At 54.8% G+C, this 22429-nt stretch carries 17 protein-coding genes and 1 tRNA gene; 7 read left to right on the top strand and 11 right to left on the bottom strand.

Annotated elements, in window-relative coordinates:
- Positions 1–57 precede the first annotated feature (57 nt).
- The gene (locus ABWV47_RS02670; protein ID WP_353308296.1) at positions 58–453 is read right to left on the bottom strand and encodes a VOC family protein; all 396 of its coding nucleotides are present in this window, start codon (positions 451–453) and stop codon (positions 58–60) included.
- 203 nt (positions 454–656) lie between these two features.
- Between ABWV47_RS02670 and ABWV47_RS02665 the strand changes: the two genes are divergently transcribed.
- Positions 657–1289 carry a DNA-3-methyladenine glycosylase family protein gene (locus ABWV47_RS02665; protein ID WP_353308295.1) on the top strand — a complete coding sequence of 211 codons (633 nt, stop codon included), beginning with the start codon at positions 657–659 and terminating at the stop codon, positions 1287–1289.
- 123 nt (positions 1290–1412) lie between these two features.
- Here the strand turns inward: ABWV47_RS02665 and glnA are convergent, their stop codons facing one another.
- Together glnA and ABWV47_RS02655 are read right to left on the bottom strand one after the other, a co-directional pair.
- Positions 1413–2819: a type I glutamate--ammonia ligase gene (glnA, locus tag ABWV47_RS02660; RefSeq protein WP_353308294.1), complete on the bottom strand. Its 1407-nt coding sequence runs from the start codon at positions 2817–2819 to the stop codon at positions 1413–1415.
- A 40-nt stretch (positions 2820–2859) separates the two neighbouring features.
- Complete coding sequence (locus tag ABWV47_RS02655) at positions 2860–3198, bottom strand: P-II family nitrogen regulator (protein WP_353308293.1); 339 nt, start codon at positions 3196–3198, stop codon at positions 2860–2862.
- Positions 3199–3373: 175 nt separating this feature from the next.
- Between ABWV47_RS02655 and ABWV47_RS02650 the strand changes: the two genes are divergently transcribed.
- Together ABWV47_RS02650 and ABWV47_RS02645 are read left to right on the top strand one after the other, a co-directional pair.
- Positions 3374–5029, top strand: coding sequence for an NAD(P)H-hydrate dehydratase (locus ABWV47_RS02650; protein WP_353308292.1), 1656 nt, complete (start codon positions 3374–3376; stop codon positions 5027–5029).
- Positions 5030–5089: 60 nt separating this feature from the next.
- Positions 5090–5174: transfer RNA gene (locus ABWV47_RS02645), tRNA-Leu, on the top strand.
- A gap of 227 nt (positions 5175–5401) precedes the next feature.
- Here the strand turns inward: ABWV47_RS02645 and ABWV47_RS02640 are convergent.
- Positions 5402–6022, bottom strand: coding sequence for a hypothetical protein (locus ABWV47_RS02640; RefSeq protein ID WP_353308291.1), 621 nt, complete (start codon positions 6020–6022; stop codon positions 5402–5404).
- A gap of 240 nt (positions 6023–6262) precedes the next feature.
- Between ABWV47_RS02640 and ABWV47_RS02635 the strand changes: the two genes are divergently transcribed.
- Positions 6263–6655, top strand: coding sequence for a BlaI/MecI/CopY family transcriptional regulator (locus ABWV47_RS02635; RefSeq protein WP_353308290.1), 393 nt, complete (start codon positions 6263–6265; stop codon positions 6653–6655).
- A complete protein-coding gene (locus ABWV47_RS02630) occupies positions 6645–7757 on the top strand; it encodes a M56 family metallopeptidase (protein WP_353308289.1) in 1113 nt (370 codons plus the stop codon). The genes ABWV47_RS02635 and ABWV47_RS02630 overlap by 11 nt, the downstream gene beginning before the upstream one ends.
- A 393-nt stretch (positions 7758–8150) precedes the next feature.
- On the opposite strand, the gene ABWV47_RS02625 is transcribed toward ABWV47_RS02630, so the two are convergent.
- The 6 genes from ABWV47_RS02625 to ABWV47_RS02600 form a co-directional block, all read right to left on the bottom strand.
- A complete protein-coding gene (locus ABWV47_RS02625) occupies positions 8151–8429 on the bottom strand; it encodes a DUF2160 domain-containing protein (protein ID WP_353308288.1) in 279 nt (92 codons plus the stop codon).
- A 1-nt stretch (position 8430) separates the two neighbouring features.
- Positions 8431–9228 (bottom strand): carbohydrate ABC transporter permease, encoded by a 798-nt coding sequence (locus ABWV47_RS02620; RefSeq protein WP_353308287.1) that lies wholly within the window; start codon positions 9226–9228, stop codon positions 8431–8433.
- Between the two features lie 11 nt (positions 9229–9239).
- Positions 9240–10103, bottom strand: coding sequence for a carbohydrate ABC transporter permease (locus ABWV47_RS02615; protein WP_353308286.1), 864 nt, complete (start codon positions 10101–10103; stop codon positions 9240–9242).
- A complete protein-coding gene (locus ABWV47_RS02610; RefSeq protein ID WP_353308285.1) occupies positions 10100–11203 on the bottom strand; it encodes an ABC transporter ATP-binding protein in 1104 nt (367 codons plus the stop codon). The genes ABWV47_RS02615 and ABWV47_RS02610 overlap by 4 nt, the downstream gene beginning before the upstream one ends.
- Before the next feature lie 11 nt (positions 11204–11214).
- Entirely contained in the window at positions 11215–12276 is a 1062-nt protein-coding gene (locus ABWV47_RS02605) for an ABC transporter ATP-binding protein (protein ID WP_353308284.1), read from the bottom strand.
- A gap of 146 nt (positions 12277–12422) precedes the next feature.
- Positions 12423–14156 (bottom strand): ABC transporter substrate-binding protein, encoded by a 1734-nt coding sequence (locus tag ABWV47_RS02600; protein WP_353308283.1) that lies wholly within the window; start codon positions 14154–14156, stop codon positions 12423–12425.
- Between the two features lie 442 nt (positions 14157–14598).
- Here ABWV47_RS02600 and ABWV47_RS02595 point away from each other — a divergent pair, with 442 nt between their 5' ends.
- Together ABWV47_RS02595 and ABWV47_RS02590 are read left to right on the top strand one after the other, a co-directional pair.
- Positions 14599–18297 (top strand): calcium-binding protein, encoded by a 3699-nt coding sequence (locus ABWV47_RS02595; protein WP_353308282.1) that lies wholly within the window; start codon positions 14599–14601, stop codon positions 18295–18297.
- Between the two features lie 145 nt (positions 18298–18442).
- Complete coding sequence (locus ABWV47_RS02590) at positions 18443–21655, top strand: reductive dehalogenase (RefSeq protein ID WP_353308281.1); 3213 nt, start codon at positions 18443–18445, stop codon at positions 21653–21655.
- A 136-nt stretch (positions 21656–21791) separates the two neighbouring features.
- On the opposite strand, the gene ABWV47_RS02585 is transcribed toward ABWV47_RS02590, so the two are convergent.
- Entirely contained in the window at positions 21792–22424 is a 633-nt protein-coding gene (locus tag ABWV47_RS02585) for a MarC family protein (protein ID WP_353308280.1), read from the bottom strand.
- Positions 22425–22429: the final 5 nt, after the last annotated feature.

Below are 22429 nucleotides of genomic sequence, written 5' to 3'. Positions count from 1 at the left end.
CCTCCTATTAATGCTTTGAGTGAATGTCGTGTCGTTCAGTGCCCAAACCTCAACGGATCAGACGAACCGGCCTCCTTTCTCAATGACCTCAATTTGATAGCCATCTGGGTCCGTCACAAAAAAGAACCGTGCCACCCGGTCTCCGCCGGGTCGAAAATCAACGATGTCTTTTGGGGTGCCACCAGCTGCGGTGACTTGGGCGCGGGACGCTTCCAAATCATCAACAACCAATGCAAGATGCCCATAGCCGTCTGAATGCGCATATGGTTCTGAGCGGTCTTTATTGATGGTCAGTTCCAGCTCAAAACCTGACGTCGGCAGAACCATGTAAATCAACGTGAAACTGTCAAAATCGAGCCGATCTTTGATCTGTAGACCAAAGGCAGCCTCGTAAAACGCCACCGCCCGTGCTTCGTCCAAAACACGGATCATAGTATGTGCAAGCTTAACCATAGTGTCTCCTCTTCAGCGAAGTGGTAGCACCAAAGAAACCGCAGCAGGTATTATGGGGATAATACAATGCGACTGGCTTGCGAAATGTGCAGGTTTCGGGTTGTGGTTGGCGGATGTTTGCGGCGTAACCGCGGTTTAGGGGCCGCCGATTTGGAGGTCGCAAGCATCACACTGCCATTCATGCAGAGGGTTTGGGGCACATCATGACCATTGGACGGATTATCACATCAGATGCCTGTGTTGCAGAAGGAGCCGCATGGCTGGCTGCGCAGGACCCAAAGATTGCGGCAGCGCTCAAGCTGACCGGACCTTTGCCGCTGCGTTTGCGCTCTGATGGGTTTGATCAACTACTCAGTGCGATCATCAGCCAACAGGTGAGCGTTGCTTCGGCTGCGGCCATCTGGGGACGGATGCAAGAGGCGGGGGTGACAACACCCGAGGCCGTCGCGGCGGCGTCCGATGAGGATCTGAAAGCCGTGGGGTTAAGCCGACAGAAAATGCGCTATGCGCGCGCTCTGGCCGAAGAAGGCATCGACTTTGAGGCACTGCGCACAGCGCCCAATGATATGGTGTTTAAAACCCTTACCAACGTGAGGGGGATTGGGATTTGGACTGCAGAGATCTACGCGATGTTTTCCCTTGGTCGCGCCGATGTCTTTGCGCCGGGCGATCTGGCGCTTCAGGAAAGCGCGCGGATGTTGTTTGATCTGCCAGAGCGCCCCAAAGAGCGCGCATTACGGGAGATGGCCGCGCAATGGTCTCCGTGGCGCAGCGTGGCTGCGCGTCTTTTGTGGGCTTACTATCGGGTCGACAAGGGCCGCGAGGGGATCGCCTAGCGGGACACATGCGAACATTGGACAATCTAGCGCGGCTTCGAGACAGACTGCGACGTTTGCATTGTTCGTAGAAAAAGGGACGCTCGGATGAGCGCCCCTTTTTATTGTCAGAAAAACTGCAGCTTAGCAGCTGTAGTACATGCCGAACTCAACAGGGTGAGGTGTGTGCTCATAGTGCTCCACTTCGCCCATCTTCAGCTCAATGTAGCCTTCGATCTGGTCTTTCGTGAACACGTCACCGGCCAGAAGGAAGTCGTGATCCGCTTCGAGGCATTCCAGAGCTTCACGCAGGGAGCCACAAACTGTTGGGATACCAGCCAACTCTTCAGCAGGCAGATCGTACAGGTTTTTGTCCATGGCTTCGCCGGGATCGATCTTGTTCTTGATGCCATCAAGGCCAGCCATCAGCAGGGCTGCGAAGCACAGGTACGGGTTCGCGGATGGATCCGGGAAACGTGCTTCGACGCGCTTGGCTTTTGGGCTCTCTGTCCAAGGGATACGAACGCAGCCAGAGCGGTTGCGAGCAGAGTAGGCGCGCAGAACAGGTGCTTCAAAACCCGGGATCAGACGCTTGTAGGAGTTCGTCGATGGGTTGGTGAAAGCGTTCAGGGTTTTTGCGTGCTTCAGGATACCACCGATGAAGTACAGAGCTTCCTGAGACAGGTCCGCGTATTTGTCTCCTGCAAAGAGCGGCTTACCGTCTTTCCAGATGGACATGTTTACGTGCATGCCGGTGCCGTTGTCGCCGTAGATTGGCTTGGGCATAAAGGTGGCGGATTTGCCATAAGACGCAGCCACATTGTGGATCACGTACTTGTATTTCTGCAGCTCGTCGGCCTGTTTGGTCAGGCTGTCAAAGATCAGGCCCAGCTCGTGCTGACAGGATGCCACTTCGTGGTGGTGCTTGTCAGTTTTCATACCCAGACGCTTCATGGTGGAGAGCATCTCAGAGCGCAGGTCGTGGCTGTCGTCGGTTGGGTTTACAGGGAAGTAGCCGCCTTTGATGCCAGGGCGGTGACCCATGTTGCCCATTTCGTATTCGGTGTCTGTGTTCCAAGAACCGTCGATTGCATCAACTTCGTAAGATACTTTGTTGATTTTGTTTTCAAAACGAACATCATCAAACAGGAAGAATTCTGCTTCTGGACCCATGTAGGCCACATCACCGATGCCGGAAGACTTTAGGTAAGCTTCGGCTTTTTCGGCTGTGCCACGTGGGTCACGCTCATAAGCTTCGCCAGTATCAGGCTCAACGATGGAGCAGTGAATGCAGATGGTTTTCTCAGCGTAGAACGGATCAACATACGCAGACGTGGTGTCTGGGATCAGTTTCATATCGGAGTTTTCGATCGACTTCCAGCCCTCGATGGAGGAGCCGTCAAACATGAAGCCTTCTTCGAGGAAGTCTTCGTCAACAAGGTCCACGTCTACTGTGACGTGCTGCAACTTGCCGCGTGTGTCTGTGAAACGGATGTCGACATAAGCCGCATCTTCGTCTTTGATCAGCTGGAGAACTGCGTCTGCGCTCATTCCCTTAGTCCTTCTGATTGCTTCGAATTTTGGGTTAACTTTAAAGTGCGTCCGGGCCGGATTCACCGGTGCGGATGCGGATAGCTTGCTCAACAGGGGAGACAAAAATCTTGCCGTCGCCGATTTTGTCGGTTTTGGCAGCGCCCACGATGGCCTCAATTGCACCGTCAACCTGATCGGCTTCCAGCACAACTTCGATTTTTACTTTAGGCAGGAAGTCCACGACATACTCAGCGCCTCGGTACAGTTCCGTATGGCCTTTCTGGCGACCAAAGCCCTTTACTTCGACAACGCTTAGACCTTGGACACCAAAGTCTTGCAGGGCTTCTTTGACTTCATCAAGCTTAAATGGCTTGATGATTGCTTCAATCTTTTTCATATGGAGGCTCCCCCTGAAATGCGTACTTGATGACCGACAGACCACTTTCATTTGGTGGTCACAATTGGATAGGGTGACGCAGGGCGTTGGTGTTTAACGGTTTCATAAGGTTAGCCTAATTACTGTGCGTAACGGCGTATAATTGTGCGAAATGAAAACTTTATTTGGTGCTAAAATGAGCGAATTGTTAACAGCTGCCCAAATGCGCGCCATCGAGCAGGCCGCAATCGAGTCGGGTGAAGTCACCGGTCTGGAGTTGATGGAGCGGGCCGGGCAGGGGGTTGTCGAGGCGATTTTTGAGGAATGGCCGGAGTACGCCAACGCTCCGCAATCAGCCTCCGTTCTTTGTGGCCCGGGCAACAACGGTGGCGACGGGTTTGTGGTTGCGCGCCTTCTCAACTCAAAAGGATGGAGGGTTCAAGTTTGGTTCTGGGGCGATCGAAACAAGTTGTCAGCCGATGCCCGCACCAACTACAACCTTTGGGAAACTCTCGGGGACATCCGCGACCTTGATGACATGGAGTTTCGTAGCGAACCCGGTGCTGCGGTGTACATTGATGCTATTTTTGGCACAGGCTTGTCACGTGCTCCAGAAGGAGAGTTGGCTGATTTTCTGCAATTTATCGGCGGCTCTGGAGGGGATTGGGCGCACTACCAAGCAAGGTTAGTCGCGATTGACGCACCATCCGGCCTGTGTTTGGACAGCGGTCGTATGCTCCGCGGTGGTGATCCATTTCCTTTCGAAACCACTGTGCCTTTGTGTCGCCTGACAGTTGCTTTTGACAGCCCAAAAGTAGGACACTTCCTTGATGACGGTCCGGAGGCTTGTGGTAAGCTGGTGGTCAAGGATATCGGTATTCGCAAATGGCGCGAGACTGAATGGAAACCCAGCATGAAGTTGGGAATGATGAGAAAAGCCGCAACCCGGCTAATTGTCAGGGAACCCTTGGTGAAAGATCGCCGATTGCCGACCTTTTGGCGTGAGGTTCTCAATAAACATCTAGGTCACAAATTCGCCTACGGTCACGCGCTCGTTCTCACCGGAGGGTCCGGCAAAACAGGAGCGGCGCGGCTGGCGGCGCGGGGCGCGCTGCGTATCGGGGCAGGGTTGGTCACCTTGGGTGTGCCGCCAAACGCGCAACTGGAAGTAGCTTGTCAGATTACCGCCTTGATGATGCAACGGGTCGGAGATGCCACGGCGCTTGAGATTGTTTCACAAGATGAAAGGCTTAATGCGTTGTGCCTCGGGCCGGGCATAGGATTGCGGCGTGCGCGTGAGTTGGTGCCAGTGGCGCTGGCCTCTATGTGTGCAGCGGTGTTGGATGCGGATGCTTTAAGCGCCTATGCGGACGATCCAACAGTGCTTTTTGATCAGTTGCACAAGAATGTTGTGCTGACGCCGCATGGTGGCGAGTTTGCGCGGCTGTTTCCGGACATCGCAGCCAAACTGGCGGAACCACCGACCAAAGGCCCGGCCTATTCCAAGGTGGATGCGACGCGTGAGGCGGCTGCGCGGGCGGGGTGCGTGGTGCTGTTCAAAGGCGCGGATACGGTGATTGCGGATCCCAGCGGGAACTGTTCGGTGAACGCTGCGGTGTATGAGCGCGCGGCGCCGTGGTTGGCGACGGCTGGATCTGGCGATGTTTTGGCCGGGTTCGTCACGGGCCTGTTGGCGCGTGGCTTTGCGCCGATGGCGGCAGCGGAAACGGGGGCGTGGTTGCATGTGGAATGTGCGCGGGCGTTTGGTCCGGGTCTTATTGCGGAGGATTTGCCAGAGATGCTGCCGACGGTGTTGAGGGACCTGCCGTTAGGAGGCGTGTCAGAATCTTGACATGACCCTCAATTTTCCGCTCGCATCCCGCCTAAGGCTTTGCTAAGACGCGCGCAGAGTGCGGGTGTGGCGGAATTGGTAGACGCACCAGATTTAGGTTCTGGCGCCGCGAGGCGTGGGGGTTCGAGTCCCTTCACCCGCACCATTATCTCATTGACTTCAAATTATTTGTGACAGGTCGTTCCGTACGATGTTGGTGTTTTCGACGAAGTTTTCTTAGGGCGCATTTATGTGGTCAGAATACACCTTTTGGTGACTTGAACCGCACCTCAAAACCGACGCGCAAGCGTAAGCTTATTCAGGGGTGACAGTACTGCGAGAAACAAACGCTGATTCAAGTTCGCTTGATACAATCTGGAAGACACGGAGCGCCTAGTAGCAATCTGAAAATGCCAGCACAATTTTGGTAAGTTCGCCTTTTGACCATTGTGTGGGGACCAAATCAAATTTGGCCATCCTTGAGATCGTATGTGTGGGCTTTGCGAAGCGTTCAATCCAGTGATAGCGATCCCGGTTTACGTAGTCGTCAAAAAGCACAGTAACAGGGCGCTCTATTCGCATCATTGTCGCAAGAAGGCAGGCAGGTCGAAATCGCCCGTCGATCAGGATCAGGTCTGGATGTTTGAAAAAGGGTTGGTCCCAGATGTCTAAGGCATACTTGGGAAAGTTGCGCCACTGCTCAAATGTCTGATCTGCTGTGGGGCGACCCCATTTGTTGGTGGGTCCTGTGTCTACGTAGTGTAGGTGTACGGGGGCGTCCGGGAAGTGGGTCTGCAGCCCATGCCGCATATTTTCGGCCCAAGAGCGGTCGTTTTCAACGGACATCACCTGAGAGTGTATTTGGCTGGCGGCCAAAAAGGTGGAGCCGCCGCTGCCATATTCCAAAATGATATCATGCGAAGTATATTGTTCGTCCACAAAGGCTTGCACCTGCGCTGGAAACGTTTGGCGAGGTAGGGCAAAAGCCGACTTGAGGGACAAGGCATGTTGCATTTAGAGGCCGTCGTTGCGGTTCAGTTCACTCTAAAAGTTTAACGTCTGTAAGTTAAGAAAACCTAATTTTGGGGGATGCAACTGTTTGATCGAAGGCGCGATGCAGGTCAGCAGGTTTGAAGGTCCTGTGCAAGATGCCGGTGTCGCCGGGGGGGGCGAGAAGCGCGCACTGACGATTTTTCTTTGCAGCACTCGTTTCTTGTATTACTAATTCTCTAGTTTTAATCACGGAGTGGCCAATTGGCACGTCGACGCAGTGAGATGCTCACAGATGTTGAGCTTGAGTTCATGATCGCCCTCTGGGAGATCGGCGCAGGATCTGTGCGCGACGTCATGGCGGCTTTGGATGGCACCCAGAAACGTGCCTATACCTCTGTGGCAACTGTTATGAAAATTCTTGACGACAAGGGGTTTGTCACCTCCGCTCGCAAAGATCGAGCGTTGGTCTATACCCCTGCCGTCGAGAAACGCGACTATGAAGGTCGCAGCCTGAAGAACCTGTCTACAACCTTGTTTGGAGGAACACCGACGGCGCTTGTTGCGCGACTGGTGGATAACGAGGACCTGACAGATGAGATGATCCAGGAAATCAAAGAGATCATCGAAACAAGGATCAGAAAGGATGACGGTTGATCAAATCGTAGGGGGGGCGATCTGGATACAGCTTGTTATCCTGTTGGCCGCATTGGTGTTTGGCGCGTTTGAGGGCATCTTGGTGCTTTCGGGGCGACGACGGAGTTATCACACCCGACGACGTATGGGCATGGCGGTGATTGCGTGTTTGGCAGTCATTCCGCTTATTGCGCCATACCTTGTAGCATCCCCATATGCCGCGCATGTGAATGCAACGGACGCAATTGTTGCGCAGGTGCTTAATGGCAATATTCGTATCAGTGCGCAGGACATGACTCAGCTTTTGGCGATCAAGACGGATTGGATGTCACAAGTCGCAACAGCCAGTTCGACATTTGCGCAGATCGTGATTTCGGGCTTTGCTGTCGCGTTTGTTGCGCGCGGCGCGTATCTGATTTTAAACATTGGCAGAATTCGCTTTGCGGTTCAGTCAGGACAAGTGATCCATCAGACCGCAAGGTGCCGGGTTGTTGTGAGCCCGACAGTCAGCGTACCGTTTTCGACGCGGGGTTTATGGCACTACTATGTGGTCTTGCCAGACGCTCTTTTGGGAGATCGCGCGGCGGTGCAGATGGCGCTTGGGCATGAGTTGCAGCACATCCGTCAGGGCGACGTGGATGCGGAGGTCTTGCTGTCCTTGATCTCTCCGATAGCAGTATTGAATCCAGGTTTTTGGTTTCTTTCCAGTCGGTTGCGCAAGCTGGGTGAGTTGGCTTGTGACCGTGCGTATTTGTCCCGCAAAGGGTTCGATGCACACGGTTACGCGCTGCGTTTGTTGGAAATCGCGCGTACCACCAGTACAGCTAAGAACCAGCCATCAGCCTTTGGTGTCCCCCTTGTGGGGCGGCGCATTCCGTTTCTATCACGACGCTCTATGCTGAAAGATCGTATCTTGGAAATTGCCCATCATCAGGACAAACCCGCCAAGGAAGCCGCTGTTTTGGGGGTGTTTTTGTCTCTCTTGATGGCAAGTGTGGTGTTGTTGGGGGCTGTGTCTCTGGCGGAGCCTGAGGACTGGAGTCATGAGCGCATTATGCTCAGCACCGTGGCCAATCTGGATCGGCTTAATCAATTGAACACGATGGCACAGCGCACTTGGTAACACGTGTCGTTGTGCAGGATTTACCCCCGCCGCAGGAAGCTGCGGCGGGGTTTTTTAACCCCTTTTTGTGACGTGGGTATTGCATCTGTATCGCGACTGTAATGCGGAGGTGCGAAGGTGCGGCGCTGAGAGGGCGTTAACGATTGGATGCCAGCGGCTTTGAGGGGCTCTTCCACTGCCGTTTGCTGCCGCACCGCGTCTGTGATGTTGGATTGTCAGCGTTGGGGCTGCAGGCGTTGTACGCGACACTTAAGCGGCCGCGTCTCCCCACCGCCTTTTGGCCACATTAGGCGAGACGGGCTGCTTGGTTGGTAGGGAAGTCGGGTGCCAAACAGAGAAGGGGCAGGCGTCAATGCTGACGTCTGCCCCTTGTTTTTTGTAGTGGTGACGGTGTCAGACTTTCCAGAAACAGAAAGTCCCCCACCCAATTGCCAGCCCAAGCGGCCACCAAAGGGGTTCACCCACAAAGCCAAGCCAAGCGAGGAAGATAAAACTGCTGCCTAGACATGTCAGGAACAGTCTGTCTCCACGGGTCGTGACAAGCCCAAGCACGCCTTGACGTTCAGCGCCGCCAGGGTGTTTGATTTCGATCACGATCAATGTTCCGATCGCGCTAAAGAGACCGATGAAAACGGCCGCGGTCGGCCAGGTCCATGCCATCCAACTCAACATATCAAACTCTCCCCATCGCGAAGCCCTTCGCGATGTAGTTGCGGACAAAATAGATCACGATTGCGCCGGGAATGATGGTCAGAGTGCCGGCAGCGGCCAGCAGTCCCAATTCATATCCCGCAGAGGAGGCGGTTTTGGTCATCGTGGCAGCGATGGGTTTTGCCGCCACAGCGGTGAGGGTCTTCGCCAGAAGCAGTTCCACCCATGAGAACATGAAGCAGAAGAATGCAGCGACACCTACGCCAGCTTTGATCGTCGGAATGAAGATCGTCAGGAAGAAGCGGGGGAAGGAATAGCCGTCGACATAGGCTGTCTCATCCAACTCTTTGGGCACGCCCCCCATGAAACCCTCTAAGATCCACACTGCGAGTGGGATGTTAAAGAGGCAATGTGCCAGCGCCACCGCGAGGTGGGTGTCAAACAGGCCCACCGCAGAATAGAGCTGAAAGAAGGGCAGCGCAAACACGGCTGCCGGTGCCATGCGGTTGGTGAGCAGCCAAAAAAACAGCTGTTTGTCACCCAAAAAGCGGTAGCGGGAGAAAGCATAGGCCGCAGGCAGAGCCACCGCGATGGAGATCACCGTATTGAGAGACACATAGATGATTGAGTTTATGTAGCCCCAATACCAAGAAGGATCGGTGAAGATCGTGATATAGGCCTCCAGAGTAAACGTCTGGGGAAAGAGCGAAAAACCTGAGAGGATCTCATTGGTGGTTTTGAAGCTCATTGCGACCAGCCAATAGATCGGTAGCATCAAGAAGAAGATGTAGATGATTGGAACGAGTGATCTTTTACGCATGATCGCTCTCCTTAGTTCAGGTCGTCTTTGGTCATCAGCGTATAAAACAGCCAAGACACAAAGAGGGTGATTGCAAAGTAGATGAGGCTCATCGCTGCCGCAGGGCCGAGGTCGAACTGACCCAATGCGATTTTTACCAAATCAATCGATAGGAGTGTTGTGGAGTTGCCGGGGCCACCACCGGTGAGCACAAAGGGCTCGGTGTAGATGTTGAAGCTGTCCATGAACCGCAACAGGATTGCGATGGTCAGCACGTTCTTCATCTTTGGCAACTGGATGTAGCGGAACACAGACCAGTTGGACGCGCCGTCGATCTTGGCCGCTTGATAGTAAGCGTCGGGGATCGAGACGAGGCCCGCATAAGCCAGCAACACAACAAGAGAGGTCCAGTGCCAGACGTCCATGGTGATGATGGTGATCCATGCGGCAACCGGGTCTTGGGTCATGTCGTAGTTGATGCCTAGTACGTGGTTCAGGAAGTAGCCCATCAAGCCGATGTCGGGCAGGGCAAAGATGTTCCACATCGCGCCAACCACATTCCATGGGATAAGCATGGGCAGAGCCATCAGCACCAGACAGACCGGCACCCAGAACCCTTGGCGTGGCATTGACAGCGCAATCGCAATGCCCAGCGGCACCTCGATGATCAGGATCATAAAAGTGAAGAAAAACTGACGGCCAAGCGCGGCGTGGAAACGATCAGAGCGCAGGATTTGCTCAAACCACGATAGGCCTTCCCAGAAGAACAGGTTGTCGCCAAAGGTTTCTTGGACCGAGTAGTTGACCACTGTCATCATGGGAATGATGGCGTTGAAGGCCACCAACAGCAGAACTGGCAGGACAAAGAACCAGGCTTTTTGGTTTTCGGTTTTCATGCTGCGCTCTCCTTTTGCGCAGGCTGGGATGCGATCCAGCCGTCGGCATAAAGCCGGGTGTGTTCTGGGGCAAAGTGTAGATCCACCGGATCGCCTTTTTGAGGCACAGGGCCATTTTGAACGGCAGAGATTTTGTGGACGCCAACTGTGGCTTCAACCACCGTGTGGCGCCCTACATCAGCCACCCGCGTGACGGTTGCGGGAATGCCGCTGTCAGATCGCCCCTCAGATAGGGAGACAAACTCTGGGCGAATGCCGATTTCCAAAGTCCCGCTGACGTCTGAGCTGATGCCGCCTTCCAAAGTGACTGGCCGGCCACCAAAGTAGGCTTGGCCGTCTTTCACCTCGGCGGGCAGAACATTCATGCCCGGAGAGCCAATAAAGTGGCCCACAAACGTATGAGCAGGGCGCTCAAACAGCTCCTCGGGTGTGCCAATTTGCACAACCTCGCCAAGTTGCATGACCACAACTTGATCCGCAAACGTCAAGGCTTCGGTCTGGTCATGTGTCACGTAGATCATCGTATGAGAGACACGCTGATGCAGCTCCTTGAGTTTGGTGCGCAGTTTCCATTTGAGGTGCGGGTCGATCACGGTGAGGGGCTCGTCAAACATCACAACGTTCACATCATCGCGTACAAGGCCGCGGCCCATGGAGATTTTCTGTTTGCTGTCAGGGCTTAGGCCCGCTGCTTTGCGGTCCAGAATGTCGGTGACTTCGAGCATCTCAGCGATCTCGGACACGCGCTTCTCAATGGTGGCCTGATCCACGCCGCGGTTTTTGAGCGGGAATGCGAGGTTCTGGCGCACAGTCATGGTGTCGTAGATCACCGGAAACTGAAACACCTGTGCGATGTCGCGCTGGTCAGGGGGCAGTTTGGTGACGTCTTGACCGTCAAACAGGATTTGGCCTTCGGAGGGTTCCAAAAGACCCGAGATGATATTGAGCAGGGTGGATTTGCCACAGCCGGACGGTCCAAGCAGGGCGTAAGCGCCGCCGTCCTGCCAATCCAGATCGACTTCTTTGAGCGCATAGTCGTCCGGGCCTTTGGGGTTCGGAAAGTAGCTGTGTCGCAGGTTTTTGAGTGTGATTTTAGCCATTCTGTTTGCCCTCAGCCGACACGGGCGCCGTCGGGCGCGAAGTAAAAGCAGGTGGTGGGATCGAGGAAGAAGTCGTGATCTTCGCCAAGCCGATATGGATGTGTGCCGTGGGCCAAACTGACCCAGCTGTTGCCGTCAAAGGTGAAATGCGCGGAGCTTTCTGAACCTGAAAGCTCGGTGACCCCAACGCGGCCAACCAGAGACACATCAGCGCCATCGTGGGCGTGCGGCAACACGTGATGCGGGCGCACAGCCATCATGTAGGGGCCGTCGGAGAGGCCCGCAGCCTCGCCAGAGAGGCTCCAGCTGAGATCTCCCAGATGCATTGCATCTCCCCGTTTTGTGACCGAGGCGTGATTGATGGGCGGATCTGAAAAAATACGTGCAGCTGTAAGGGTTTCTGGCGCGCGGTAAATGTCGGCGGTGGTGCCAAATTGGGCCACATTGCCGTCGACCATCAATGCTGTTTCGCCGCCCAGCAGAAGGGCCTCTTCGGGCTCGGATGTGGCATAGACCACAACGGCGCCACGACCGGCAAAGAGCTCCGGCAATTGCTCGCGCAGTTCTTCGCGCAGTTTGTAGTCGAGGTTGGCAAGTGGTTCGTCCAGAAACACCGCGCGGCTTTCTTTGGCAATTGCACGTGCCAAAGCACAGCGTTGTTGTTGCCCGCCGGAAAGCTCATGGGGGCGGCGCCCGAGCATGGGGCCAAGTTGCAGGATGTCGGCGGCTTCAGCCACGCGGTCTGCGATCTCGGATTTGTTCATGCCTGCCACTTTCAAAGGGGAGGCGATGTTGTCAAAAACAGTCATGTGCGGGTAGTTCACGAAAAACTGGTGCACGAGGCTGATTTTGCGTTTTTGTGTGGAAAGCGCGGTGACGTCTTCGCCTTCCAAGAGGATCTGACCGGAGGCGATTGGGTCCAACCCCGCCATCATCTTAATCAGTGAGGTTTTGCCAGCGCCGGTTTCACCCAGCAACACGTTGAAGTGGCCTTTTCTCAACGTCAGGGTTGTGGGTTTGATGTGTGTCACACCCTGCACAACCTTGCTTATATTCTTTATTTCCAGTGCCATGGATGCACCTTTTATCCTAGTGTCGCCCTGTGGAGGAGGGGTCCCAGTTCGTGGGAGAGTGGGCAGGATGGCCGGGGCTTTGCGGTGAAAGCCCCGGCCGGTTCGACCGAATTCACGGGGAGTGAATGGTCAGGAGGAACACTGAGTTACTGGTTCCAGCGGGACACGAGCTCGTCATAGTTGACGGTCTCACCCTGTGGCTTCTCGTTGTCCAACTTTGGCTTTGCACCACCGTTGGCGAACCACCACTCTGCGTCTTTCTCTTCGTTCAGACGCGGGCCGCAACCACCGTAGACATTCTGAGCTTCGTCTGCGCGCTGCATACGAGCCATTGTGATGTCCATTTCTTCAGCCAAGCGATCCATGGCTTCCTGTGGTGTGAAGGCACCGGAGTTCACGTCCCCAATTTGCTGCCACCAGATCTGGGCCAGCTTTGGGTAATCTGGAACGTTCACGCCAGTTGGTGACCAAGCCACACGATCAGGAGACCGGTAGAATTCCACCAGACCACCCAATTTGGGCGCTCGCTCGGTGAAGCTCTCGTGGTTGACCGTGCTGTCACGCATGAAAGTCAGACCCACGTGGGACTTTTTCACGTCGACAGTTTTGGATGTCACAAACTGAGCATAGAGCCATGCTGCCTGTGCGCGGTCCGCCGGAGTGGATTTCAGGAACGTCCAGGAGCCAACGTCCTGATACCCAACTTTTTGGCCTTTTTCCCAGTAAGGGCCGTGTGGGCTTGGTGCCATGCGCCACAGCGGATTGCCGTCGCTGTCCACGGTGTTGTTGCCTTCAGACTGTGGTTTCACCATGTCTGCGGTGAAGGCGGTGTACCAGAAGATCTGCTGGGCCACGTTGCCTTGGCTCAGAGCAGGCAGGGACTGGTAGAAGTCAAAGGATGCAGCGCCGGGAGGGGCGTAGTTGCGCAGCCATTCGTCCCATTTGCGGATCGCGTAGACCGCTGCAGGGCCGTTTGCCGCACCACCGCGGGTGACAGACGCACCAGCTGGGTTACAGGAACCGGCTTCCATGCGGATGCCCCACTCGTCGATTGGCACACCGTTTGGCTCCCCTTTGGAACCCGCACCAGCCATCGAGAGCCAAGCATCGGTCATACGCCAGCCCAGATCAGGTGCGCGTTTGCCGTAGTCCATGTGGCCATAGATATCGACACCGTCGATGTTTTTGACATCGTTGGAGAAAAACTCTGCGATATCTTCATAGGCGGACCAGTTCACAGGAACGCCGAGGTCATAACCATACTTGGCTTTGAACGACTCTTGCAGGTCTGCGCGGTCAAACCAGTCTTTGCGGAACCAGTAGAGGTTCGCAAACTGCTGGTCTGGAAGCTGGTACAGATCGCCATCTGGACCGGTGGTGAACTGGGTGCCCATAAAGTCAGCCAGATCAAGCGTCGGGGACGTGGTCGCGGACCACTCACCGGCCATTTGATCGGTCAGGTTATAGGCAAGTTGCAGGCGAGAGTGGGTGCCGATCAGGTCGGAGTCATTGACGTAGCCGTCATAAAGGTTCCGCTGTGTCTGCATCTGTGTTTGCACAGCCTGCACAACTTCGCCTTCGCCGAGGATCTGGTGGTTGACCTTAATGCCCGTGATTTCCTCAAAGGCTTTTGTCAGCACTTCGGATTCATAGCCGTGGGTTGGAATGCCCTCTGACAGCACATTGATTTCCATACCGGCATAAGGCTGAGCGGCTTGGATGAACCACTGCATTTCGCCCATCTGTTCGTCTTTGGACAAAGTCGATGGTTGAAATTCAGCGTCGATCCAGCGCTTGGCAGCGGCTTCATCGGCATGTAGCGATTGTGTACCCGCAATCACGGCAGACGCCGCAACAGCGGAGATAAGATACTTCCGCATCTTGTCCTCCCAATTGTTTGTAGACCAGCCTTGGAGGCCGGATGCCTTACGTTGTCAAAAGCGCATTTTTTAGTCAACTAATAATTTAGTAGCTTGCCGGATTGTGGCGTAAATTCTCGCTATGCATATGATAGTTAATGTAAAAATTTGAATTTTTGAGAGGTCGTTTGCAGGTCAAGGCGATCAAGCATGATCCAAAACATCAGTGCCTTTGACGTGTTTGCAGCGCTAAATCGACGAGATTTAGGCGGTGCTTGATGTTGTGTGAGACCAAACAAGGCGGCACTCGAATCGTGTGGGTTCCCATTGAGGTCGCTTTGATTGTTCTCGATTTGGAAACGGAAAGTCTGAATTTATGGTTAACGGATTTCTCAAAAGCCGCTTAAGCTCAATGAATTGGCACTGCGTTTTTGAATTGGTTCTTCCCGGGGGGGGCAAGCCCATGTTGCTTTTGTCTGTTTTATTGCCGGTTCTGGCCGGCATGGCTGCGGTTGGTGTTCAAGTTGACACATCCGAGGAGCGTGACCCTGAGGATCCCGATACCGGAGATGTCGAGGAACGAGCTGATATCGACGTGGGGTTCGGACAACGTTTGTCGCTTGTAGATGTGGGCAACGACGCAGACCGGGTTTTGGGTATCGATGTGTCGGGGGATGAGGCCGACAACCTGATTGAAGGTACACCGGATGACGATACGTTGCGTGGCGGAGACGGCGACGACCGGATCGATGCGGGATTTGGCAATGATTTGGTCAGTGGTGAGGCCGGCGATGATGTCTTGTTGGGACGGTACGGTGTTGATGTCGTTGAAGGCGGGCTTGGCGACGATGTCGTCAAAGGCGGCAAAGGTGACGACTTTGTGTTTGGCGGCGAGGGAGACGATACGCTTATCGGCTCGCCCGGCGACGATGTTGTGACCGGCGGGTCTGGCTCTGATTATGTGCGTGGCGATCAGGGGGACGATATTCTGGTGGCGTTGGATGACCCGGAAGGCGAGAGCGCGCCCGACACTTTGGTGGGGGGGCTGGGGACCGACAGGCTATTTGGCGATGACGGCGATATCATGGAGGGTGGCCCCGGGGTCTCCCGGTTTGAAGTGGTTGTGGGGGGCGATCCGGTTACGATCACCGATTTTAAGTTGTTCCATCCTCCAGAGGCGGAGCTGTCCTCCGACCTGCTGACTTTGTTTGATGAAGATGGCGCCATGCTCAGCCGCGCGGAGATATTGACCAACGGCGGGCGGCTCGAAGATGCTGAAGATGGCAGCGGTGTGCAGATCTTTTATGGGGATCAGGTTGTGGCTGTCATTGAAGGATACATCGCAGATGATTTCAGCGCGGATTCCAATTGGATGGGGAATTTCTCGCCGGAGCTGACCGGGCGGTTTTCTGGCGATGACCTCATCAACGGTGATCCAGAGGGTGATGTTCTGGATGATTATCTGGTTGGTGCGGAAGGGGATGACACGCTGTTTGGCGGTGGTGGAGAGGACTATCTGCAAGGCGATGCGGGTGATGACCTGCTTGACAGTACAGATTTTGCGGCAGTGGCTTCTGGGGCTGATCCTGCCGCAGACATTGCCGTGGGCGGGGCAGGTGACGATCATTTCATTGCGGATGATGGGGACCGGCTTGGTGGGCAGGCAGGTCGGGACAGTTACGATGTTTATGTGCCGCAGACGGATGAGGATCGTCCGATCGAGATCTACGGGTATGAATTTGGCACAGAAGACGATCGGCTGATTGAGATCCTGACATTGTTGGGACCAGATGGAGAAGCTCTCAGCGCTGAAGATGTCGCCGAAAAGCTTGTGGTGTATCAGAGCGAGAACGGCGTTGATGCGATTTTAGAATACGATGGCAGAATGGCGGTGATCATGCATGGGATGCCGGCCGTCGTCTTGCAGCAGACACAGCTTTGGATTGGTAACTTTGAGCCGGAAGTCGAGGTGCCTGTGCCCAGCATAACTGGCGCCAATGACGCCAGCGAAATCTCTATGACATTGCAATCCGCCGCGGGCACTGGGCAAGTGGTGTCTTCAGAATTGTTTGGGGCCAATGCGGTGTACAGTGTGAACACCGACGAAGGCGTGCCCCTGGACAACTATGTTGAAGCCTCCAGAGAGCTGGCAATTGAGAATTTCCGCTTCCCGGCTGGGCAGGGCGATTCCTTGGATGGTGAGAATGAAGGCGTGGATTGGCTCAACGTGATAGAGCTTGCGGAGGCTGACGACGGCACCCGTGTGTTACGCGATGAGGTGGTGAACGCCTTGGATGCGGCCATCGCAGCGCACGACAATGGCAACGACGTGAAAGTCACCATGGTCATTGCGACCAAGCTTTACACGGTTGCAGAATATGATGCGCTTTACGATGACATCGCGCGGTTTGCAGAAATTATGGTGACAGACTACGCCGATCAGGTGGAGGCCATAGAGATCGGCAATGAGTATTGGGCTATTGGTGAAACGGACTACGGTCAGAAAGCCGATATCGCGGCGCGGGCCTTAGCGGAAGGCATGGAGCGGGCCGGGGTCGAGACCGAGGATCAACCAAGCATACTTGTGCAGATGGCCACACCAAACGAGGGCAGTGAATTCCACACCTCAGTTGATGATCGCCCGTTTGGCGAACGGCGCGACGATGCCAATCAGCAGATCGTGGACCAACTGTCTGAGGCGGCGCGGGACGAAATTGATGGCGTTGTAGAGCACTACTATTATCGCCGTGACTACGACGCGTTTACTGGAGACGGCAACGAACAGGGGTTCATTCCCAATGACTATGCGATCTGGGAAGCCAATTTTGACAAAGAGCTGGATCTGCACATCACCGAATGGAACGTGCGCACGACGAATCTGGAGCAAAATGGAATCCGCGCATCAGGGATTTTGCCAGAGATGGTTGAGTACATGGTGTCTTGGGGCGCGGATGCCGCGCACGGTTGGCCGGTCGTGCACAACACCACAACCCATTTGGCCGGAACACGCACAGATATGCCCATCGTCAATGAGGACGGGTGGGTGGTGAACTCGGTACGCGGCGCAGTGTTTGATGTGATGTCGTCTGAAATGGTGGGCACCGAATTGATGGACGCCACCTTCTCCAACGATGACGGACGGATGGAAGTACAGGTCTATCAGGCGGACGGAAAAATTGTGGTGCAAGTGGCATCGCGGACGGGTGAGCCGGTGGACCTTGATCTGGACCTTTCCACCATCGTGGATGGGTTCGACACGGCTTACGGTGTGCAGGTTGGGTATGATCGCTCGCCAACAAGCTCCGATGGCGTGTTCCAAAAGAGTGGCACGCTCTATCAGGCGGAACAGGCGTTTGTTGATGGAGAGGCCTACTATTTCAACGAGAGTGACACGCGTGCCACCGTGACCAACGTTGCTGTGGAGGCCAATGAGGTGGAGTTGCATCTCAATCCCTATGAAATGGTGCAGATGGTGTTTGAATTTGACGACGCACCTCGGCCGCCTCCCATTGGCGAAGACCCGACCACTGAGGGCACGCAGGAAGACGATGAGTTGATCACCGGCGAGGAGAACGACCTTGTCTTTGGGTTTGGCGGCAACGACATCATCGCCACAAATGGTGGTTTTGACACGGTTTACGGCGGTGATGGCAACGATCGCATTGAGGGTGGCAAAGGCGATGACACTGTCTTTGGTGATGCTGGTTCAGACGCGCTTTACGGTCATGGCGGTGATGATAGTCTGAAAGGCCTTGATGGGAATGACACCGTCTCCGGCAATCAGGGTGATGACACTTTGTTGGGGGGAGAGGGCAATGATGAACTGCGTGGTGGAGACGACAATGACACGCTGAACGGTGGGAAAGGGTCAGATACGTTGAAAGGCGGCGCAGGTCGGGACACGCTGACGGGATGGAACGGATCTGACACGTTCGCTTTTGAAGGCGAAGATATGATTGACGGTGATATCATCACTGATTTTGAACCTGGTCGAGATGTTATCTCGCTGAACTATGATGACATTCAGACCTTAGAGGATCTGGTAATTGCTGAGGTCGAACAAGGGGTTGTACTCTACGTCGGAGATCACGGTGGTGTCTTGTTGCAAGGCGAGCTGACCCTTGCTCAGGTGGCGGACCCTCGGAACTTCCTTTTCGCTTAAGCTGTGCGCGCGCCGTATGCCCATCTCACCAATACTTGCGTTGAAAGTTACAAAATGCTGGTGCACAGCTGTGTGGCTGACATGCGGTTCGCATGTTAAGCACGTAGGGACAAGAGGGCGCACGTAAGCGCACGACGGGGGGATCATGGGCATCAAGTTTTTTTCCGACAAGGCGCGGCCAGTACATCTGGGGCCGTACCCATTGGAACGCCTGAAACGGCAATCAATCGTTGATCATCAAGACGCACCGAGCGATAAAATTCTCAGTTTCCATCGGCCTGAGCGGCCAGAGAGTATTGTCAACGCCATGGGAGAGTTCCAGGCGATGATGGACGCGTTGCGCGATGGGCTGGTAAACCCAGTGCAATCAGGCATTCCGTCAGATCCCGAGGAACGAGCCAACCACATGAAAGCCTTTGGGTATTTCAACGATACCTCGATGGTTGGTGTGGGGCCGCTGATGGACGAAGCGCGTTTGAAATCCCCGCGCCGTAATCCAGACATCGACCGTTTGTCAGAGGCGCTTCGAACGCGACAAATCAAATCCTTGGCGGCGGGGATTGATGTGATCATGGCGGATTTGAAAGACAGCATGGAAGCTCCGCCAAGCAGTATTGACGGGCACAAAAACGCGCTGGTGTTTCTGATTGAGCATCATCGTGATCCAGAGAGTGGCGAGCCTGGCAGCGATTGGATTCTGGATGCGCAGGATCATCGCGCCTGTTTGCGTGCCACCGAAAGTGCCGTGGTCATCGCCAATTATATCAGGCTCTTAGGGTTCAGTGCAAAGGCACATACCGCAACGTCCTCTGATGTGGATCTGGGCAAAGTGGCCTTGGCGGCGGGGTTGGTGAGCTGCGAAGAGGGCAACTTGGTTGCGCCTTGGGTTGGGCAGCGTTTCGGCTTGGCAGTTATCACAACTGAGATGGATCTGGCGCATGATCAGCCGCTTGCTCCCATGGCAGAGCAGCCTTGGCTGCAGACCCATGGACCTGCGTGGTGGTTGGGCAAGGGATCGGCAAAATCTGCTTTGACGCAAGACCCTTACCGCAATCGGGATTATGTCAAAGGCGCGCATCCTTTTGAGCGGTTGAAGCGGGCGGAGAGCCCGACAACCTATATTGATGAGGCCAATGTGGCGCGTGTCCCTAAACGCGCAGACATGTTTGCGCGTGCCCAATTTGGCGACATGGGCAAGACCCTGCAAGATGCGGCCAAAGGCGGATACTATGTGCGCAAATCTGCGCCCAGCATGGCGCAACGCCGCGCTTTGGGTGCGTTTGTCTTGCTGCAAGATGGGGCCAGTAAATCGGTCAAAAAGCCAACGGATTCAGAGCGTAACGCGGCAAACCTCAAAGCAGCATCCTACTTTCTAGGTGTGGATGCCGTGGGTCTGAGCCGCTGTCCGGAATGGGCTTGGTACAGCCATGACGCAACCGGAACACCAATTGAGCCCATCCACGACAACGCGTTGAGCATGATCATTGATCAGGGCTATGAAACCATGGAAGGCGCCAGCGGGGATGATTGGATCAGCGTGGCGCAATCCATGCGTGCGTACTTGCGGTTTTCGCTCTTGGGGGGCGTGATTGCGCAGCACATCAGGAACTTGGGCTACAAGGCCAAAACACACACCGTGATCGATGGTGAGGTGTTGCAACCTCCGTTGTTGCTGCTTTCTGGACTTGGGGAGGTCAGCCGGATTGGTGAGGTGATCTTAAACCCCTATCTGGGGCCGCGTCTGAAGTCAGGGGCGGTGACCACAGATATGCCAATGGATCACGATCAACCCATTGATTTTGGGCTGCAAAACTTTTGTGAGAACTGCAACAAATGTGCGCGGGAATGTCCCAGCGGGGCCATCACTGCCGGGCCAAAATTGATGTTCAATGGCTATGAGATTTGGAAGTCTGACAGCCAAAAATGCGCGACGTATCGGATCACAACACCGGGGGGATCGATGTGTGGTCGTTGCATGAAAACCTGTCCCTGGAATTTGGAAGGGCTGTTTGCAGAGGCGCCGTTTCGCTGGGCGGCGTCCAATTTTCCAAGTCTGGCCAAACCTCTGGCAAAGCTTGATGACGCTGTGGGGCATGGCAGCTTAAACGACACGAAAAAGTGGTGGTGGGACATTGAGTTGGAAGATGATGGTGCGTATCGGCCGACGCAACATCCGTTGAACCGTCGTGATTTGCAGAAAGATCTCAACCTGAAATACGAGGATCAGACCCTGGCGGTGTATCCTGCTTCATTGGCACCACATCCCTGGCCGTACCCTTTTGTCATGGACCGTGAGGCTGGCATTAAAGCCTATGAATCAATGGTTTCCGAGAAGGAGTACAAGTTAAGATTGGCCTCTGGAGATGACAGTGTCATTGACCGATACAAGGTGCCGAGTGCGGAGGATGCGCCGGTTGTTCAGGTGAAAGTGTCCCGCGTTGAAGAAATGACGGCGGATGTGACCAAATATGAGTTTGCCGCAACAGATGGGGCAGATTTGCCGGTTTGGACGGCAGGCGGGCATCTGGATGTCTTGGTCGCCCCTGAGTTTTTGCGCCAGTACAGCATGTCAGGGGATCCTAAAGATCGGTCTAGGTATCAGATCGGTGTGTTGCGTGAAGACGCCGGCCGTGGTGGAAGTGCTTTGCTACACAGGATTTTTCGCGAAGGGCGTACGGTCTTTGTCTCCAAACCGATCAACCATTTTGGTCTTGTAGAGCAAGCGACCAAGAGCTTTTTGATGGGGGGCGGGATCGGGATAACCCCGATGATTGCATTTGCACATCGATTGCATGATCTCGGCCAAGATTTTGCACTGCATTATTCTGCCAGCCGCGAAGATGGGGCTGGTTATATCAATGATCTCAAAGGGATGCCTTGGGCCGACAAGGTTGTGTTCCACTTTTCAGACAAAGGCACACGCGCTGATCTGGATGCAATTCTGTCAGGGTATCAGGACGGATGGCATGTTTACACCTGTGGTCCTGACCGGTTTATGGACGGCGTCATGGAGGCCGCGACGCGCCAAGGTTTCCCTGAGGAGGCCCGGCATCTTGAGTATTTCAGTGTTCCAGACCAACCAGACTATGAGAATTTTGACTTCACACTTCGACTGAAAGATGGCCGGGAACTCTTTGTTCCTGATGATAAAATTGCGACAGATGTGTTGCTTGAAAATGGCGTGCATGTGGATGTGAAATGCGCTGATGGCATTTGCGGGGTTTGTAAATGTGGGTTGGTGTCTGGTGAGGTTGAGCACCGTGATTTTGTGCTGTCCAACAAGCAGCGGGAAACTGCGGTCATTCTCTGTCAGAGCCGGGCGAAAGAGGCCGGTGGTGTGGTTGAAATCGACCTATAGCACGGTCGATTAACCGCCCTAATGGTGCCATATATAACGTCGGTATTGCGTCTGTTTCACGGCTGTTTTGCAGAGGTTGCGCGGATCGCATGCGCAGACCTTAATGTGGCGACATGCGCACTCGGCGATTTAAGGCTCAGAGCGATCCGGTCTTTGCAATCTCCAGGGCCGCGCCAATCACCAAATCTGCGGCGACAGACGCCAAAATCATACCCATCACACGGCTGACGATGGCGGCGCCGGAATTTCCGATCAGGCGGATGATCGGTCCGGCAGTCAGCATGCACAGATAGGCGATGGCAATCACACCAAGCATGACAATCGCGGTAATTGCCTGATCAGCGATGGACACGGTGGTGTTGTCGGTCAACAGCACGATGGCCAGCATGGCACCGGGGCTGGCAAGGGAGGGCACAGCCAGCGGGAACACCGCGGGCGATGGACCTTCGTCAAGCTCGGCGTCTACATCGGCTGATTGTTTTTCGCTCTCTGGTTTGGATTCACCAAAGATCATGGTGAGTGCAAAGAGAAAGAGCACAATGCCACCGGCCACTTGGAACGACAAAAGGCTGATGCCAAGCGCGTCGATCAAGATCTGTCCAAGCAGCAGGAAGAACAGAAGCACGCCTGCGGAGGTGGCCGCAGCGATCATCGCGGTTTTACGCCTTTCTGGCGCACTCATGGCGGCGGTGACTGCGATGAACACCGGAATGGTGCCAATTGGGTCGATCACAACCCAAAGGGTGACAAAACGTTCAAACAAATCCATGACAG

Origin of the sequence: Shimia sp. NS0008-38b (assembly GCF_040370365.1) — a bacterium.
Lineage (GTDB): Bacteria > Pseudomonadota > Alphaproteobacteria > Rhodobacterales > Rhodobacteraceae > Shimia.
The sequence above is the reverse complement of the archived record's forward strand: the minus strand, read 5'-3'. Positions and strand labels throughout refer to the sequence as shown.

Excerpts from the sequence above, each read along its gene's own strand:
- ABWV47_RS02670 (WP_353308296.1), bottom strand. The coding sequence starts at position 453 with ATGGTTAAGCTTGCACATACTATGATCCGTGTTTTGGACGAAGCACGG.
- ABWV47_RS02665 (WP_353308295.1), top strand. The coding sequence starts at position 657 with ATGACCATTGGACGGATTATCACATCAGATGCCTGTGTTGCAGAAGGA.
- glnA (WP_353308294.1), bottom strand. The coding sequence starts at position 2,819 with ATGAGCGCAGACGCAGTTCTCCAGCTGATCAAAGACGAAGATGCGGCT.
- ABWV47_RS02655 (WP_353308293.1), bottom strand. The coding sequence starts at position 3,198 with ATGAAAAAGATTGAAGCAATCATCAAGCCATTTAAGCTTGATGAAGTC.
- ABWV47_RS02650 (WP_353308292.1), top strand. The coding sequence starts at position 3,374 with ATGAGCGAATTGTTAACAGCTGCCCAAATGCGCGCCATCGAGCAGGCC.
- ABWV47_RS02640 (WP_353308291.1), bottom strand. The coding sequence starts at position 6,022 with ATGCAACATGCCTTGTCCCTCAAGTCGGCTTTTGCCCTACCTCGCCAA.
- ABWV47_RS02630 (WP_353308289.1), top strand. The coding sequence starts at position 6,645 with ATGACGGTTGATCAAATCGTAGGGGGGGCGATCTGGATACAGCTTGTT.
- ABWV47_RS02625 (WP_353308288.1), bottom strand. The coding sequence starts at position 8,429 with ATGTTGAGTTGGATGGCATGGACCTGGCCGACCGCGGCCGTTTTCATC.
- ABWV47_RS02620 (WP_353308287.1), bottom strand. The coding sequence starts at position 9,228 with ATGCGTAAAAGATCACTCGTTCCAATCATCTACATCTTCTTCTTGATG.
- ABWV47_RS02615 (WP_353308286.1), bottom strand. The coding sequence starts at position 10,103 with ATGAAAACCGAAAACCAAAAAGCCTGGTTCTTTGTCCTGCCAGTTCTG.
- ABWV47_RS02610 (WP_353308285.1), bottom strand. The coding sequence starts at position 11,203 with ATGGCTAAAATCACACTCAAAAACCTGCGACACAGCTACTTTCCGAAC.
- ABWV47_RS02605 (WP_353308284.1), bottom strand. The coding sequence starts at position 12,276 with ATGGCACTGGAAATAAAGAATATAAGCAAGGTTGTGCAGGGTGTGACA.
- ABWV47_RS02600 (WP_353308283.1), bottom strand. The coding sequence starts at position 14,156 with ATGCGGAAGTATCTTATCTCCGCTGTTGCGGCGTCTGCCGTGATTGCG.
- ABWV47_RS02595 (WP_353308282.1), top strand. The coding sequence starts at position 14,599 with ATGTTGCTTTTGTCTGTTTTATTGCCGGTTCTGGCCGGCATGGCTGCG.
- ABWV47_RS02590 (WP_353308281.1), top strand. The coding sequence starts at position 18,443 with ATGGGCATCAAGTTTTTTTCCGACAAGGCGCGGCCAGTACATCTGGGG.
- ABWV47_RS02585 (WP_353308280.1), bottom strand. The coding sequence starts at position 22,424 with ATGGATTTGTTTGAACGTTTTGTCACCCTTTGGGTTGTGATCGACCCA.